Here is a 15,806-nt window from a genome sequence, read left to right on the forward strand (position 1 = left end):
CCCGGTCGGGGCGATTCACTTTGACTCACTTTGACAGGAACGACCGGAGCGCCTCGCGGTAGGCGTCGGGTCGGTCCTCGACGACCCAGTGGTACGCTTCGTCGAGCACCGAGAGCTCCGCGTCCTGCAGGTCGTCGGCGAGTCGCTCGGCGTACGAGACTGGCTGGAGCACGTCGTCGCCGGCCCACAGCAGGAGCGTCTCGGCCGTGATCGCCCCGTAGTCGATTTCGGTCGTGTGGTTGGTGTTGGTCGCCACGGCGTTGCGCGAGAGGGAGGTCCGACCCTCCTCGGACCGCCACGGCGCCTTCATCCCCTCGACGAACTCCTCGTGGCCCTCGTCGTCGTAGAGGCCGTCGGCGAACGCGAAGTCGAGTTTCGCGTCGAGTTCCTCGTCGCTCAGGTCCTCGACGGTTCCCGGAACGCCGAGTCCGTTGATGAACTCGACCGGCCAGGAGTCGTAGCAGACGGCGTTCGAGAGCACGAGTCGCTCGACCGAATCGGGTCGGTTAGCGGCGTACCGCAGGGCGACCCCGCCGCCGATGTCGTGGGCGACGAGTGAGACAGCGTCGATTCCGAGGCGGTCGAGCAGGTCGTCGAGCATCGCCTCCTGGGCGCGTATCGACCGGTCGAAGCCGTCGTGCATCGCCGAGTTGCCGTAGCCCAGCAGGTCGGGCGCGAGCACGCGTCGGTCCTCGGCGACGGCGGGCGCGACGTCGCGCCAGAGGAACGACCACGTCGGAATCCCGTGGAGGAAGACGACCGGCGGGTCGCCTCCGCTCGATTCGCCGTCCTGAAAGTACGCCACGTCCAGTTCGTGACCGTCGACGGAGACGGTCGTCGTCTCCTGGTCGTCGGTCCACGTCTCGTGGTCGGGCATCGTCAGAGGAGGTCGTCGGCAACGATGTTCTTCTGTATCTCGCTGGTCCCCTCGTAGATCTTCGTGATGCGGGCGTCGCGGTAGTAGCGCTCGACGGGGTGGTCGGTGACGTAGCCCGCGCCGCCGTGGACCTGGATGGCCTCGTCGGCCACGTCGACGGCGTGCTCGCTGGCGAACAGCTTCGCCATGCTCGCGAACCGGGTGGCCAACCGGTCGTCACCGTCCTCGACGTACGACGCCGCGCGGTAGGTGAGCGACCTGGCGGCCTCGACGTTGGTGGCCATCTCGGCCAACTTGTGCTGGATGGCCTGGAACTCGCTTATCTTCTGGCCGAACTGCTCGCGCTCCTGGGCGTAGTCGAGCGCCGCGTCGAGCGCCGCGGAGGCCGCGCCGACGGCCTGGGCGGCGACGCTGGCCCGCCCGCTGGCGAAGAAGTCCATCAGCTGGTAGAACCCCTTGTCGACCTCGCCGATGACGTTCTCCTCGGGGACCCGAACGCCGTCGAGGACGACCTCCGCGAGGTCCGAGGCCCGGATGCCGAGCTTGTTGTCTATCTTCTCGGTCCGGAAGCCGTCAAGGTCGGTCGGGACGAGGAACGCGGTGATGCCCCGGTGGCCCTCGCCCGGGGAGGTCTTGGTCATCACGACCGCCACGTCGGCGACGGTCCCGTTCGTGATCCACATCTTGTTGCCGTCGATGACGTACTCGTCGCCGTCCTTTTCGGCCCGCGTCTCGATTCCCGCGACGTTCGAGCCGTGGGCCGGTTCGGAGATGCAGCTACAGCACGCCGAGTCGCCCGACGCGATGCGGGTGAGCCACTCGTCTTTCATCCACTCGTCGCCGTACTTCCGTATCATGCTCGAGCCGAACCCGCGACTCCCGATGGCGCTCCCGATGCCGGGGTCGGCCCGCCAGAGTTCCTCGGTGACGATGATCGACGAGAGGGTGTCCATCCCCGCCCCGCCGTACTCGTGAGGGACGTTGGGCGCGACGAAGTCGAGTTCGGCCGCCTTCTCCACGAGGTCGGCGGGGTACTCGCCCGTCTCGTCGTGTTCCCTCGCCACGGGGCGGATCTCCTCCTCGCCGAACTTCCGGACCGCCTGGCGGATTGCCCGCTGTTCGTCTGACAGTTGGAATGCCATACGGACTCATAGCCTTCCAATGAAAAATATTTTTGGGGCAGGGGAAATACTGTTAAACAACCATGCGCGCCGCAGTCCTGGAGGAGTACGGGGAACCGCTACGGATAGAGGACGTCGACAGGCCCGAACCGGCCGCGGACGGCGTCGTCGTCGAAACCGAGGCCTGCGGCATCTGTCGGAGCGACTGGCACGCCTGGCAGGGCGACTGGGACTGGATCGGCGCCAAGCCGCCGAAGGGCCAGATTCTGGGCCACGAACCCGCGGGAACCGTCGTGGCCGTCGGCGAGGACGTGACTCGCCTGGAAGAAGGCGACAGCGTCGCGGTCCCGTTCAACCTCAGCGACGGCACCTGCCCGGAGTGTCGGACCGGCCACTCGAACGTCTGCGAGAACCTGCTCCCGCTCGGGTTCGCAGAGGCCGCGCCCGGCGCGTTCGCCGAGCAGGTTCACGTCCCGGCCGCCGACCAGAACGCCGTCGCGCTCCCCGACGGCGTCTCGCCGGTCGCGATGGCGGGGTTGGGCTGTCGGTTCGTGACCGCCTTCCACGGCCTGGTCCACCGCGCCGACGTCGACGCCGGCGACTGGGTGGCGGTCCACGGCTGCGGCGGGGTCGGCCTCTCTGCGGTCCACATCGCCGACGCGCTCGGCGCGAACGTCGTCGCGGTCGACCTCGCCGACGAGAAACTGGCGAAGGCCGAGGAACTCGGCGCGGCCGCGACCGTCAACGCCGCCGAGACGGAGAACGTCCCCCGAGCGGTCAAGGGAATCACCGACGGCGGCGCGCACGTCAGCGTCGATGCGCTCGGCATCGCCGAAACCTGCCGGAACTCCGTGACCAGCCTCCGGCGGCGGGGCCAACACGTCCAGATCGGCCTCACGACGAAGGAGGAACGCGGGAGCGTCGAACTCCCGACCGACGCGATGGTGATGCAGGAGGTGGACTTCCTCGGCTCGTTCGGGATGCAACCGCCCCGGTACGACGAGATATTCCGGATGGTCGAGAAGGGCGCGCTCGACCCCAGTGCGGTCGTCTCCGAGACGGTGACCCTCGACGACGTGCCCGAGAAGCTCGCCGCGATGAGCGACTACGAGACGATGGGCATCCCGGTCGTCGACGAGTTCTAGCGGAACGCACAATTCGCCGCGCGTTGTGACAGAAATCCGCTCCGTCTCGGGGACGAATCTCCGTCACAGCGTATCGTGGTCGCGTTCTTAGCAGTCCGGCGGCTCGACGGGGTTCGACGGTGGTTCACCGGCGGGCACGCCGAGGAAGATTATGTACGCCATCGCCGGCTGGGTGTCGCTCGCGTTCTCGACGATGTCGGCGTGCTTCCCGGTAGCGACGACCGCCTCTCCTGCCGTGTAGGTGCGGGTGACGCACCGATCCCCGAAGGTAACGTCGATTTCACCTTCGACGACGACGGCGATGGCCGGTCCCCTGTCGACGTGCCAGCCGCTCGTCCCTCCGGGCTCGAGGCGTGCTCTGACGAGCACCACGGTCGACGCATCAGGGACGAATGCCAGTTCCGCGGCACCGTCCCGGTAGGCGACGCCGTACGCCGCAGCCACGTCGTCGGGGAAGGTCGCGTGGGGTGCGACCACTTCGGTCTCGAAGCCCTCCGCCTGGTTTACCTCGGTTTCGAAACGCTTCGCCCGGTCGACCCGCTCTCCGTCGTCCTCGGTATCGTCGGCAATCGCCGTGTTACTGCCCACCGAGAGCGCAGCGCCAGCACCGAGCGCTTTCAGCAGCGGACGTCGTCCTATTCCAAGCCGGTCGTCGGTCGTGCGGTCGGCTTGTTCGAGGTGCTCCGTTAGTTCCCAGTTCCAGTCTTGCCCTTCCCCCGCATCTTCGTTCTTTGGTGTTGCCATGGGTTCTTCCCACCCGTTCTCCTCCCGGAGAACCGTTATCGGCCTCAGAAACCCCTCCGGTGGTTTCAAGAGCCGTGATAGCTACCATTACGAGCGGTAAGTAACTACCTGGCGACGGTCGAGTAACAAGTGGTTGTTGTGCAGACGGTGCAAGATGGTCAGCTGTTGCAAGCCGCCGAATACGTCTCTCGGTGCTGTTCCACGAGCGAACGCGAACAACGAAAACGGACTACTATCTGCCGTTAGACGGTCACTCACCCCGGAACCGCCGCCTGACGCGCTCGGCGAACATCTCGCGCTCGACGGCCGCGTGGCGCATCCGCCCGGTCGCGGCGGTGCCGTAGTCGTCCTCGACCGTCGCCGACGAGACGAGTTGGCCCTTCTCGGCGTCTATCTCCTCGACGGTTATCGAGACGGTCACTTCCTCGCCCGCGGGCGTGGGCGCGCGGTGGTCGCACTCGATGCGGACGCCCACGATGCGGTGGCCCTCAGGGAGTCGAGGCACCACGCCGTCGTAGACGGTCTGCTCCATGTAACCGACGATTTCGGGGGTGGCGGCGATCTCGATACCGTCGGCGACCTCCTGGGGTTCTATCTCGCCGACCTCCCATGTGGCCTCGTGTTCGAACCCCGGCGCTATCGCCGAGAGCGGGTCGTCGCTCACGTCACCGCCCCTCGAACTCGGGTCGGCGGTCCTCGAGGAACGCCCGGACGCCCTCGGCGTGGTCGTCGGTTTCGAAGACGATGCCCTGGGCGGTCGCCTCGTCGGACATCGCGCGCTCGACGGACTTGTCGAACCCCTCGCCGAGCAGCCGCTTGGCGTGCCGGAGCGCGACCGTGGGGCCGGACGCGATGCGCGTGATCAGTTCGTCGGCCCGGTCGTCGAATTCGTCGGCGGGGTAGACGTGGTTCACCAGGCCGAGGTCGAGCGCCCGGTCGGCCTCGACCAGTTCGCCGGTGAACACCAGTTCCTTGGCGACGTTCTCGCCGACGATGCGCGGGAGCAGGTAGGACGTGCCGGCGTCGACGCTGAGGCCGACCTGCCGGAACCCGAAGCCGACGGCGGCGTCGTCGCTCGCGAGTTGGAGGTCGCAGGCGATGGCGAGGTTCGCCCCCGCGCCGAACGCTACGCCGTCGACCTTGGCGACGGTCGGCAACGGGAACGTCGCCAGTCGGGCAATCGTCTCGCTCGTGGTCCGTTCGAGGCGCAACACCTGTTCGTCGAGCGGTTCGTCGGATTCGAAGCGCTCGCGCATCGCGTCGACGTCACCGCCCGCCGAGAAGGCCTCGCCCGCGCCCTCGACGACGACGCACCGGGCGTCGTCGGTTTCGGCGATTTCGTCGAGCGCGTCGCGGACGCCGGCCGAGACTTCCTCCGAGAGGGCGTTGCGCCGGCCGGGGCGGTTCAGCGTTATCGTGGCGACCCCGTCGTCGATTTCGAGCGTCGTGGGTTGGTCTGACATCGTGTCCGTTGCTCACTCGGCGGCTTTCTTCGACTCTCGGTCGCGGAGTTCGAACTTCTGGACCTTGCCGGTCGTGGTCCGGGGGAGTTCCTCGACGAACTCGACCTCGCGGGGGTGTTTGTACTCCGCGAGGTTGTCCAGGCAGAATTGTTTGAGTTCGTCGGGCGTCACGTCGACGCCCGGCGCGGGCACCACGAACGCCTTGACGGTCTCGCCCCGTCGGTCGTCGGGGATGCCGACCACGGCGACGTCGGCGACGCCCTCGTGTTCGAACAGCAACTCCTCGACCTCGCGGGGGTAGACGTTGTACCCCGCCGTGTTGATCATGTGCTTCTGGCGGTCGACCACGTAGAAGAAGTCGTCCTCGTCCCAGTAGCCGATGTCGCCGGTGTGGAACCACCGTGTGCCGTCGACCTCCGTGAACGCGTCCTCGTTCGCCTCGGGCAGGTTGTAGTACCCTTTCATCACGTTCGGGCCGGCGACGACGAGTTCGCCGGTTATCTCGTCGAGGTCGAACTCGTCCTCGTCTACGGGACCCTCTTCGACGCGGGGGCGCTCGTTGAACTCGCGGTCGACGATCTTCGACTGGACGCCCGGAAGCGGTTTGCCGATGGAGCCGACCCGCCGGCCTTGATTGGGGCTGTTGAAGTGGGTCACCGGGCTGGTTTCGGTGAGTCCGTAGCCCTCGTACACCTCCACGTCGTACAGTTCCTCGAACCGCCGGAGCACCTCGATGGGGATGCCCGACCCGCCGACGCCCGCCAGTCGGAGCGACGAGAGGTCGAACTCCTCGGCGTTCGGCTGGTTGATGACGTCGTTGTACATCGCCGGCACGCCGTGCATTAGCGTGAGCCGTTCGTCCTCGATGAGCGAGACGGCCTGCTGGGCGTCCCACGACGGTAGCGGGTAGTACGCCCCGCCGTTGAACAGCGTCGCGTTCATCACGACGGTCATCCCGTAGATGTGGAACAGCGGGAGCACGCCGAGTTGTCGGTCGTCGGTCCGGATGCCCTCCGGTACGAGCCCCGCCGCCGTGTCGGCGTTCGACGCGAGGTTCCGGTGGGTCAACTGGACGCCCTTCGGTTCGCCGGTCGTCCCGCTGGTGTAGGGCTGGACCGCGACGTCGTCGTCGTCCCTGTCGACGATGTCGGGTTGGCCGTCGCCGAGGAACTCCTCGAAGTCGGTGCCGGCGTCGGTTTCCTCGCCGACCGTGACGACGTGGTCGACGTCGGTGTCGTCTTTGACCTCCTCGACGAACGGGACGAGGTCCGACAGCGTGACGACCGCCTTCGCGCCGCTGTCGGCCAGCAGGTGGCTGATCTCTCGGGCCTTGTACTGGGGGTTCATCGGCACCACGATGCCGCCGGCCCGGAGCGTCCCGTGGAACGCGGTCACGAACTGTGGGACGTTCGGGAGGTAGACGGCGACCCGGTCGCCGGCGCCGACGTCGCGGTCGGCCAACCCGGCGGCGAACTGGCCCGTTCGCGCCCAGAACTGCTCGTAGGTGAGGTCCCGGCCCTCGTAGGAGACCGCCGTCTCCCCGGGGTGTTCCTGCGCGACCGACGCGACGTTCGTGACAAGGTTTGCCATGTACCGTAGGTATCGTATCTCATACCCTAAAGGATTTCCCCCGGAGGGAACCAATCTTGTCTCCCCGGCCGAGTTGTTCTAACAGTACTAGAACTACATCAGTAAATCTTTACGGTGGAAAAGAACGGGGGTTACCCGCCGAGGTAGGCGTCGCGGATGTACTCGTCGCCCCGGAGCGTCTCCGGCGGTCCTTCGCGCTCGAACCGGCCGTTCTCCAGCAGGTAGATGCGGTCGGCGTGGTCCATCGCGAAGGTGACGTTCTGTTCGCAGAGCACCACCGTCACGCCCGCGTCCCGAATCTGTTCGATGCCGTCGCTGATATCGTCGAGGATGACCGGAGCGAGGCCGAGCGTCGGTTCGTCGAGCAACAGCAGGTCGGGGTCGCTCATCAGCGCCCGGCCGATGGCGAGCATCTGCTGTTCGCCCCCGCTCATCGTCCGGGCGTTCTGGTCCGACCGGTCTTCGAGGACCGGGAAGAGGTCGTAGACGAACTCCAGTCGCTCTCGCTTGTCGGCGCGGTGGCGGTACGCGCCCAGGTCGAGGTTGTCGGCCACGGTCATGTAGCCGAACAGGTCCCGCGTCTCGGTGCAGTGAATCAACCCCCGTGAGACGAGTTCGCTCGGGCCCGCGCTCGAAGCTTCCGCGCCGCGGTAGGTGACGCTCCCCTCGTAGGGCAGGTGGCCCGAGACGGCGTCGGCGAGCGTCGACTTGCCCGCGCCGTTGGGGCCGATGACCGAGACTATCTCGCCCGCCTCGACGTGGAAGTCGAGTCCGCGGAGCGCGGCGACCTCGCCGTAGGAAACTCGGAGGCCCTCGGCGCGCAAGACCGCTTCCGAGGGGTCGGTTCGTCCGCCCGAGTCGGCGGCGCGCGCCGCCGACTCGGGCGTTTCGGGTTCCGCCTCAGTCTCGGCGTCGTCGACTCGTCCGTCGGCGTCGCCGCCGTGGGGTCCGGAGTCGGCGCTCACAGCGAATCGCCTCCCAGATACGCCTCCTGGACGCGGGGGTTCCGCTTTATCTCCTCGGGGCGACCCTCGGCGATCTTCGACCCGAACTGGATGACCAGCGCCCGGTCGATGAGCGAGAGCAGGCCGCGCATGTTGTGGTCGACGACGACGAGCGTGATGCCGTCGTCCCGGAGCGACTCCAGCAGTTCGGATATCTCGCCGACCTCCTGGTTCGAGAGGCCGGCGAACGGTTCGTCGACCAACAGTAGGTCGGGGCCGGTCGCGAGCGCCCGGCCGAGTTCGAGTCGGAGCAGGCCTGCGTGGGGCAGTTCGTCGGGGAACTGGTTCAGTCGGTCGCCCAGGCCGACCCGCTCGCAGATGCGGGTCGCGCGCTGTCGGGTTTCGCCGCGCAGGCCCGACAGCGACAGGATGCGGTCGGGAATCAGCGCGAGCGCGACGTTCTGGACGATGGTCCGGTCCTCTAGCGGCCGGAACGACTGGAAGGTACGGGCCATCCCGCGCCCGACCATCTCGTAGGCGGGTTCGCCGGTGACGTCCTCGCCGCGGTACCAGACCGTGCCCTCGGTGGGCGGGTAGGTGCCGGTGACGCAGTTGAACGTCGTCGACTTGCCCGCGCCGTTCGGCCCGATGAACCCCAGTATCTCGCCCTCCTCGACCGCGAACGAGAGGTCGTCGACCGCGGTCAGGCCGCCGAACCGCTTGGTCAGGCCGTCGAGGACGAGGAGGCCGTCGTCCGGCCCGTACGTCGCCGACTCGGAGTCGGGGGCGGTCTTCGGCTCGGTTCGGGCGTCGTCGGCGTCGGTTTCAGCGCTCATGGTCGTCCTCCTGAGGGGTCGGTCGGTCGCCTTCCTGCGGGTTCAGTCGGTCGCGTAAGGCCTCGTCGTAGCTGTCGAGCGTTCGTTCCAGCGGCGTTCGCAGGTCCTCGACCCGCTCGCCGCCGTCTGGAACCGCCCGGTCGGCGCCCGGTTCGCCGCGGCGCATCGCCCGCCGACCGTTCCGTATCGCCCAGCGGACGACGCCGCCCGGCAGGAAGAACAGCAGCGCGAGCGTGACCAGCGAGAACAACAGCAGGTCGAGTTCCGACACCGGCACGCCGACGACCGGCACGGTCCAGGTGAGTCCGCCGAGGTAGTCCCGGAGCATGTAGAACACCAGGCCGCCGACCGCCGGGCCGACGATGGTCCCCATGCCGCCCAGCACTGCGGCGATGATGACCTCGATGCTGACGGTCAGCACGAGCAGTTGGCTCGGCTGGGGACTCCCGACCGACGGGGTGTGGACGAACATCGCGCCGGCGAGGCCGCCGACGGCGGCGCTCAGCACGAACGCGAATATCTTGAACTTCGCCGGGTTGAGTCCGGCCGCCGCCACCGCGTCCTCGTCCTCGCGGATGGCGGTGAACACCGCGCCGGCGTCCGACCGCGTGACCGCGAGCAACAGCACCAGCACGAACACGAACAGCCCGAACGCCAGGTAGTAGTTGGCCGTGATGGCCGTCTCGAAGCTCTCGAACGTGAGCAGCGCCTCGGGGCTCGACAGGCCGAGTTCGCCGCCGAAGATGTCGCTGAACACGATGAATATCTGGAGCAGGATGAGCGGCGCGACCAGCGTGATGAGCGAGAGGTACGGCCCCTCGAGCCTGAGCGCCGGCACGCCGACGACGATGCCCGCGACGGCCGCGAGCACCGTCCCGGCCAGTATCGCCGCGGCCGGTGGGACGCCCCAGCCGAGGTTGAGCAGCGCCGACGAGTAGCCTCCGACCGCGAAGAACAGCGCGTGGCCGAAGCTTATCTGGCCGGTGTAGCCCGAGACGGCGTCCCAACTCATCGCGAACACCGCGAAGTAGAGCGCGCCGGTGAGCTTCAGCGCCATCAGCGGGCCGACTCCCAGCGGGAGCAGACCGATGGCGACCAACCCGAGGAGGCCGAGTTTGTGCCGGAGCGCCAGCGACGTCGGATCGAGCAGGTCGCGGTAGGTCGACCGTTCGGTGGTCACGTCCTCGGACATGGGTCAGGCCTCCGCGAGTTCGCGGCCGAACAGTCCCTCGGGCTTGACCAGTAGCACGACGACCAGGACGACCAGCGACGCCAGTCCGCTCAGGCTCGAATCGACGTACGAAACCACGAACACTTCGAGGAAGCCGATGAGGTACGCGCCGAGCACGCTCCCGCGGATGGAGCCGATGCCCCCGAGCACGACGATGGAGAACGAGAGGACGAGCGGCCCCCGGCCCATCGTGTAGCTCGCGGTCCGGAACGACCCGAGGAAGACGCCGGCCACGCCCGCGAGCGCGCCCGCGAGCAACCACGTGTAGAGGTACATCCGGTCGCTCTCGATGCCGACGAGCGCCGCTCCCTTCGCACTCATGCTGGTTGCGAGGATGGCCTTGCCGGTCTGGGTGTAGTTGACCGCGACGATGAGGGCACCGATGAGCAACCACGAGAGCGCGAACGTCAGCGCCTGGTTCGTCTGGACGGTGATGCCCGCCGCCGACAGTTGGCCGGGCAACAGCGACGGAATCGCCTTCGGTTGGGTGCCGAAGACCACGACGAACACCTGCTCGACGGCGATGGACGTCACCAGCGTCAGTATCATCACCATTATCGGTTCGTCCTGCACCCAGCGAATCATCCCGAGGTAGAGCACCGCGCTGAACAGGCCGGCGACGACGAGCGCGGCAAGCGTTCCGGTCCAGATTCCCAGCCCCAACGCGGCCGTGGCGTAGTACGCCGTGAACGCGCCGATGGTGAGCGTCGCGCCGTGGGCGAGGTTCAACACGCCGCCGACGCCGAATATCAGCGTGAATCCGATGGCGACGAGCGCGTACAGCGCGCTTATCATGACGGCGTTGACGGCCGTCGTGAGTACGTTGACCATGTGTCGAAGGTAGGGAGTTCAGTTAATCCACGGCGGCGCCTGGTACTTGGTCGACGCGAGGTTCTCGGGCCAGATGACCTCCTGGCTGCCCGACCCGCCGGTTTCGCGCCACTGGAGCCAGACCGGCCACGCGTACTTCTTGCCGTACTTCACGTCGTGGGGGTACTCGTGGTCCTTCCCGTAGTACTCCAGCGACGAGGTCGTGGTCCCCGTGTAGGACATGTTCTCCAGTTTCGGGATGACTTTGCCCGCCTCCTTGCTCTTGGCCTGCTTGACCGCCTCGGCGTACATCTTCACAGCGTCGAAGGTGATGTAGCCGGTGTAGACGGGGTACTTGCCGTTGGCCTTCTGGTAGGCGTTGGCGTACGGCACCGTCTTCTTGGTTATCTTGCTGGTCGGCGTCGCGGAGTTCTGAGTCACCGCGTACCGGCAGGCGCCGTTGACCGCCTTGTAGTACGAAGGCAGTTGCATCGGCACGTGGATGCCGCCGAACTCGAACGGTCGTTTCTGCTTGTGCCACTGGACCACCGCCGAGGTTCCGGTGTGGGCCATCACGACGTAGGCCGCGTCGACGCCCGCGTTCGCGACCTGGTCGTAGATGGGCGAGAAGTTCTGCGTGCCGCCGGCGTAGCGCTTGTTTATCGGCACGTCGATGCCCGCCTGGCTCAGCGACCCGGTGAGCGCCTTCGAGATGGGTTCGGTCCACTTGTAGTCCTCCGCGAGGATGGCGACCGACTTCCAACCCATCGACTCGAAGTTGGCCTTCGCGAAGTCGACCATGTTCTGGCCCAGGTAGTGGGAGTTGACGGGACCGACCCGGAAGTAGTACTTGAACCGGTCGTAGTTCTGTGCGACCTTCCGGGTTGCCTCCGGCGTCGCCGCGCCGGTACTCATGTGGAGCGTCTGCTGCTGGGCGATGGACGACATCAGGTTCATCTGGACCTCGCTCGTGAACACCCCGGTCGTCAGGTCGACCTGCTCGCCGACGGTCAGTTCCTGGTACTTGCGCTTGCCGGTGGCCGGGTCCTCCTTGGTGTCCTTGACCGAAACCTCGACGTTCGCGCCGAGGACGCCCCCGTCGTCGTTGAGCTGTTTGGCCGCCAACTTCGCCGAGTTGGCGATGGACGCGCCGATGGGGTTGTTCCCGGGTTCGGGCGCGAGGACTCCAATCTTCAGCGGCCCGCCCTGGAGCTTCTTCGAACTGCTCGACTGCGACCCGCCCATACAGCCCGCCACCGACGTTCCCGCGACGCCCGCGCCCGCGAACCGCAGGAACCGGCGCCGGTCGATTCCCGCCGCCACTCGATTTTTAGCATTGTTGTCTATTCTCCCGCCATTCCTTTCACCCGACCGTTTGTCGCCCGCTCGGTTATCATCGTTAACCATAGTCCCGGATGTTCGTTTCCATTACTATGCACATAAATGTGTGGGATGGTGACACCCCTCTCACTGCTGGCGATTCTGCCCCGAACGACCCCGCCGGAGGTCCACGGGCGGTGGTGGGTGTTGTACGCGAAGTCGAACATGAGACGCACATCGTCCTTGCCGTCGCTCCCGCGCGACCGAACGTCCGCGGACGAGCGCCACCGGAAACGAACAGAGACGGCGATAACGGCTTTCGGTTCCGGCGACCGAACGGACCGAATTGCGAAGAGAATAACGGTATACGGAAATATATTCTTCCATCACACGAAATGTGTGTCTCTTGCCGTAACATAAATACGGGTAAAGGGAAAATATCATCGGTGGATTTATAGACGATTGCTCGCATCGATGAACTGTAGGAGACACATCCAATGTCAAACGACGAAACGCCGATGATGCGAGGGCGTAATCACGAGTGGTGGCCGGACCAGTTGAACCTGAAGGTTCTCGACCAGAACGCCCGCCCGGTCGATCCGATGGGCGAGGAGTTCGACTACGCCGAGGAGTTCCAGAAACTCGACCTCGACGAAGTAAAGGCGGACATCGAGGACGTAATGACGACGTCGCAGGACTGGTGGACGGCCGACTACGGCCACTACGGACCGCTCTTCATCCGGATGGCGTGGCACAGCGCCGGCACGTACCGCACCAGCGACGGTCGCGGCGGCGCGTCCGGCGGTACCCAGCGCTTCGCGCCGCTCAACAGTTGGCCCGACAACGCGAACCTCGACAAGGCGCGCCGACTGCTCTGGCCGGTCAAGCAGAAGTACGGCCGCAAACTCTCGTGGGCCGACCTCATCGTCCTGGCCGGGAACGTCGCCCTGGAGTCGATGGGATTCGAGACGTTCGGCTTCGCCGGCGGACGCGAAGACGCCTACGAACCCGACGAAGCCGTCTACTGGGGGCCCGAGAGCGAGTGGGAGGCGTCCGAGCGCTTCGACGAGGAGGACGAGCTTCAGGAGCCGCTCGCCGCCACGGTGATGGGCCTCATCTACGTGAACCCCGAGGGACCGGACGGCGAACCGGACCCGGAAGGGTCGGCGGAGAACATCCGGGAGTCGTTCGGCCGCATGGCGATGAACGACGAGGAGACGGCCGCGCTCATCGCGGGCGGTCACACCTTCGGTAAGGTCCACGGCGCCGAAGATCCCGAGGAGCACGTCGGCCCCGAACCCGAAGCCGCCCCCATCGAGGAGCAGGGCCTCGGCTGGAGGAGCAGCCACGGTTCCGGCAAAGGAAGCGACGCGATCACCAGCGGTATCGAGGGTCCGTGGAACTCCACGCCGACCCAGTGGGACATGGGCTACCTCAACAACCTGCTCGAACACGAGTGGGAACCGCAGAAGGGGCCCGGCGGTGCGTGGCAGTGGACCACGAAGGACGGCTCGCTCGACGAGGCCGCACCCGGCACCGAGGACCCGTCGGAGAGGGAGGACGTGATGATGCTCACGACGGACGTCGCGCTGAAGCGAGATCCAGACTACCGGGAGATCATCGAGCGCTTCCAGGAGAACCCCGCCGAGTTCCAGGAGGCGTTCGCGAAGGCGTGGTACAAGCTCATCCACCGCGACATGGGCCCGCCGGTCCGGTTCCTCGGTCCGGAGGTTCCCGACGAGGAGATGCTCTGGCAGGACCCCGTCCCCGAGGTCGACCACGAACTGATCGGAGACGAGGAGATCGCCGAACTCAAAGAGGAGATCCTCGACTCTGACCTGTCCGTCTCCCAACTCGTCAAGACCGCCTGGGCGTCGGCGTCCACGTACCGCGACAGCGACAAGCGCGGCGGAGCGAACGGCGCCCGCATCCGACTCGAACCCCAGAAGAACTGGGAAGTCAACGAGCCGGAGGAACTGGAGACGGTGCTGGAGACGTTCGAAGGAATCCAGGAGGACTTCAACGGCTCGCGGTCCGACGGCAAGCGGGTTTCGCTCGCCGACTTGATCGTCCTGGGCGGCAACGCGGCCGTCGAGAAGGCCGCGACGGACGCCGGGTACGACGTCGAGGTTCCGTTCGAACCGGGCCGTACCGACGCCTCGCAGGAGCAGACCGACGTCGAGTCGTTCGAGGCGCTCGAACCCGAGGCGGACGGGTTCCGTAACTACCTCGGTGGCGACCACGACCTCTCGGCCGAGGAGCTGCTGGTCGACAAGGCCGACCTCCTCGACCTCACGGCCGACGAGATGACGGCCCTGGTCGGCGGCATGCGCGCGCTGGGTGCGAACTACAAGGGGTCGGAACTCGGCGTCTTCACCGACCAGCCAGAGACCCTGACCAACGACTTCTTCGTGAACCTGCTCGACATGGACTACGAGTGGGAAGCGGTCTCGGACTCCCAGGACAGGGACATTACGGGATGGGAAGCGCACTCGGACTCCCACGACGTCTTCGAGGTGCGCGACCGCGAAACCGGCGAAGTCGAGTGGGCCGCTACCCGTGTGGACCTCGTCTTCGGTTCGAACTCCCGACTGCGAGCGCTCGCGAGCGTCTACGCGGCCGACGACGCCGAAGAGGAGTTCGTCCACGACTTCGTGGACACGTGGAGCAAGGTGATGAAGCTCGACCGCTTCGACCTCGAGTAATCTCGACGCTTTCTCTCTCGGTCTTCGTCTCCCTTTCTTCTGTCTTCGTCTCGCTTCGCTCTCGTCGTCGTGAAATGGTTCGCTACATGAAACAGCCCCGGACGGACGGGTAGCTACTGGCGTCCCCCGGCCGCCCGTCGAGTCGTTCAGGGCGTCAGTTCCGACGGGAAGACCGACCGCTTCTCCCGAGCGCCGAGCGGTCTGGCTTCCGCGCGGTACCGTTCGAAGACCGAGAGGGCCCACTCGCGCGCTTCGGGGGCGTCGGTGTCGACGACGGCTTCGAGCATCCCCGTCTCGGCGTCGTGACAGCAGATGTCGATTCGGTCGTCGAAGATGCCGAGGCCGCACCGCTTCCCGTCGGGTAAGTCGTCGTGCAGGAGGACGGTGCAGTTCTCGCAGGCCGCCGCTTCGGCTACCCTCTCGGGGTTCCAGGCGACCGTCGCCTCGAAGACCTCCGGCGAGAAGACGTACTCGTACTCCATCCCGTCGACGATGGCTAGGCAGACGGCTTCGTTGTTACTCGACTTGAAGACGGTCGTCCCGAATCCCCGCATCGTCTCGGTCTCCTCGATGAGTTCGGTGACGCGTTCGACGGGCCGGTACGGGTAGTCGGGTCCGGGGTACGAGACGACCGCGTCGGCGAACAAGTCCGCGGAGAACCCCTCCATCTCACGGGGAAGCCACCGCCAGACGTCCCTGAGTTTCCGTTCGGTCGCCATCGCGTCGCGGAGGGCGAAGAACCGCTCGGCGACGAACTCGCCCAGTCGCGTCAGTTCGTACGTCGGACCGACCCTGACGACCCACCGACGCTCCTGGAAGTCCGAGAGGATTCGACCCATCGTCGGCGAAGAAGCGCCGGTCGCGGTTCGCAGTTCGTGTCGGTCGCGCGGGCGGCCGGCCAGCGCACCGAGCACCCCCACCCGGTGGTCCGAGCGGGCGAGAAACTCGATCTCCTCGACTGGAGAACTCATGCTAGATGTACTCTCGCACCGACCTAAACCGTTCGGTGAGCACCGCCGT

Annotated in this window: 14 protein-coding genes; 2 read left to right on the forward strand and 12 right to left on the reverse strand. The window is 66.5% G+C overall.

The annotated features are described in order from the left end of the window. Positions 1-25: 25 nt before the first annotated feature. Together NGM07_RS04070 and NGM07_RS04075 are read right to left on the reverse strand one after the other, a co-directional pair. The gene (locus tag NGM07_RS04070; RefSeq protein ID WP_253517507.1) at positions 26-877 is read right to left on the reverse strand and encodes an alpha/beta fold hydrolase; all 852 of its coding nucleotides are present in this window, start codon (positions 875-877) and stop codon (positions 26-28) included. A 2-nt stretch (positions 878-879) separates the two neighbouring features. Next, positions 880-2,019, reverse strand: coding sequence for an acyl-CoA dehydrogenase family protein (locus tag NGM07_RS04075; RefSeq protein ID WP_253517510.1), 1,140 nt, complete (start codon positions 2,017-2,019; stop codon positions 880-882). 62 nt (positions 2,020-2,081) lie between these two features. Between NGM07_RS04075 and NGM07_RS04080 the strand changes: the two genes are divergently transcribed. Further along, positions 2,082-3,143, forward strand: coding sequence for a zinc-dependent alcohol dehydrogenase family protein (locus NGM07_RS04080; protein WP_253517513.1), 1,062 nt, complete (start codon positions 2,082-2,084; stop codon positions 3,141-3,143). Positions 3,144-3,230: 87 nt separating this feature from the next. Here NGM07_RS04080 and NGM07_RS04085 read toward each other — a convergent pair whose 3' ends face one another. The 9 genes from NGM07_RS04085 to NGM07_RS04125 form a co-directional block, all read right to left on the reverse strand. Then, positions 3,231-3,956: a cupin domain-containing protein gene (locus NGM07_RS04085; protein WP_253517515.1), complete on the reverse strand. Its 726-nt coding sequence runs from the start codon at positions 3,954-3,956 to the stop codon at positions 3,231-3,233. A gap of 181 nt (positions 3,957-4,137) precedes the next feature. Beyond that, on the reverse strand, positions 4,138-4,551 hold the full coding sequence (locus NGM07_RS04090) for a thioesterase family protein (protein WP_253517517.1): 414 nt from the start codon (positions 4,549-4,551) through the stop codon (positions 4,138-4,140). 1 nt (position 4,552) lies between these two features. Beyond that, complete coding sequence (locus NGM07_RS04095) at positions 4,553-5,350, reverse strand: enoyl-CoA hydratase/isomerase family protein (protein ID WP_253517519.1); 798 nt, start codon at positions 5,348-5,350, stop codon at positions 4,553-4,555. Between the two features lie 12 nt (positions 5,351-5,362). After that, the gene (locus tag NGM07_RS04100; RefSeq protein WP_253517521.1) at positions 5,363-6,940 is read right to left on the reverse strand and encodes a long-chain-fatty-acid--CoA ligase; all 1,578 of its coding nucleotides are present in this window, start codon (positions 6,938-6,940) and stop codon (positions 5,363-5,365) included. Positions 6,941-7,071: 131 nt separating this feature from the next. Continuing rightward, a complete protein-coding gene (locus NGM07_RS04105; RefSeq protein ID WP_253517523.1) occupies positions 7,072-7,905 on the reverse strand; it encodes an ABC transporter ATP-binding protein in 834 nt (277 codons plus the stop codon). Next, a complete protein-coding gene (locus tag NGM07_RS04110; RefSeq protein ID WP_253517524.1) occupies positions 7,902-8,720 on the reverse strand; it encodes an ABC transporter ATP-binding protein in 819 nt (272 codons plus the stop codon). The genes NGM07_RS04105 and NGM07_RS04110 overlap by 4 nt, the downstream gene beginning before the upstream one ends. Beyond that, a complete protein-coding gene (locus tag NGM07_RS04115; RefSeq protein WP_253517526.1) occupies positions 8,710-9,912 on the reverse strand; it encodes a branched-chain amino acid ABC transporter permease in 1,203 nt (400 codons plus the stop codon). Before NGM07_RS04115 ends, NGM07_RS04110 begins: the two co-directional genes overlap by 11 nt. 3 nt (positions 9,913-9,915) lie before the next feature. After that, positions 9,916-10,782: a branched-chain amino acid ABC transporter permease gene (locus tag NGM07_RS04120; protein ID WP_253517528.1), complete on the reverse strand. Its 867-nt coding sequence runs from the start codon at positions 10,780-10,782 to the stop codon at positions 9,916-9,918. Between the two features lie 18 nt (positions 10,783-10,800). Next, the gene (locus NGM07_RS04125; protein WP_253517530.1) at positions 10,801-12,084 is read right to left on the reverse strand and encodes an ABC transporter substrate-binding protein; all 1,284 of its coding nucleotides are present in this window, start codon (positions 12,082-12,084) and stop codon (positions 10,801-10,803) included. Between the two features lie 518 nt (positions 12,085-12,602). Between NGM07_RS04125 and katG the strand changes: the two genes are divergently transcribed. Next, a complete protein-coding gene (katG, locus tag NGM07_RS04130; RefSeq protein WP_368410272.1) occupies positions 12,603-14,786 on the forward strand; it encodes a catalase/peroxidase HPI in 2,184 nt (727 codons plus the stop codon). Positions 14,787-14,932: 146 nt separating this feature from the next. Here katG and NGM07_RS04135 read toward each other — a convergent pair whose 3' ends face one another. Next, a complete protein-coding gene (locus tag NGM07_RS04135) occupies positions 14,933-15,757 on the reverse strand; it encodes a helix-turn-helix transcriptional regulator (protein ID WP_253517535.1) in 825 nt (274 codons plus the stop codon). Positions 15,758-15,806 lie beyond the last annotated feature (49 nt).

Source organism: Halorussus vallis (assembly GCF_024138165.1).
Lineage (GTDB): Archaea > Halobacteriota > Halobacteria > Halobacteriales > Haladaptataceae > Halorussus > Halorussus vallis.

Bases quoted from the DNA above. Each gene is read 5' to 3' on its own strand.
- katG (WP_368410272.1), top strand. From the start codon at position 12,603: ATGCGAGGGCGTAATCACGAGTGGTGGCCGGACCAGTTGAACCTGAAG.
- NGM07_RS04070 (WP_253517507.1), bottom strand. From the start codon at position 877: ATGCCCGACCACGAGACGTGGACCGACGACCAGGAGACGACGACCGTC.
- NGM07_RS04080 (WP_253517513.1), top strand. From the start codon at position 2,082: ATGCGCGCCGCAGTCCTGGAGGAGTACGGGGAACCGCTACGGATAGAG.
- NGM07_RS04100 (WP_253517521.1), bottom strand. From the start codon at position 6,940: ATGGCAAACCTTGTCACGAACGTCGCGTCGGTCGCGCAGGAACACCCC.
- NGM07_RS04120 (WP_253517528.1), bottom strand. From the start codon at position 10,782: ATGGTCAACGTACTCACGACGGCCGTCAACGCCGTCATGATAAGCGCG.
- NGM07_RS04110 (WP_253517524.1), bottom strand. From the start codon at position 8,720: ATGAGCGCTGAAACCGACGCCGACGACGCCCGAACCGAGCCGAAGACC.
- NGM07_RS04115 (WP_253517526.1), bottom strand. From the start codon at position 9,912: ATGTCCGAGGACGTGACCACCGAACGGTCGACCTACCGCGACCTGCTC.
- NGM07_RS04095 (WP_253517519.1), bottom strand. From the start codon at position 5,350: ATGTCAGACCAACCCACGACGCTCGAAATCGACGACGGGGTCGCCACG.
- NGM07_RS04135 (WP_253517535.1), bottom strand. From the start codon at position 15,757: ATGAGTTCTCCAGTCGAGGAGATCGAGTTTCTCGCCCGCTCGGACCAC.
- NGM07_RS04075 (WP_253517510.1), bottom strand. From the start codon at position 2,019: ATGGCATTCCAACTGTCAGACGAACAGCGGGCAATCCGCCAGGCGGTC.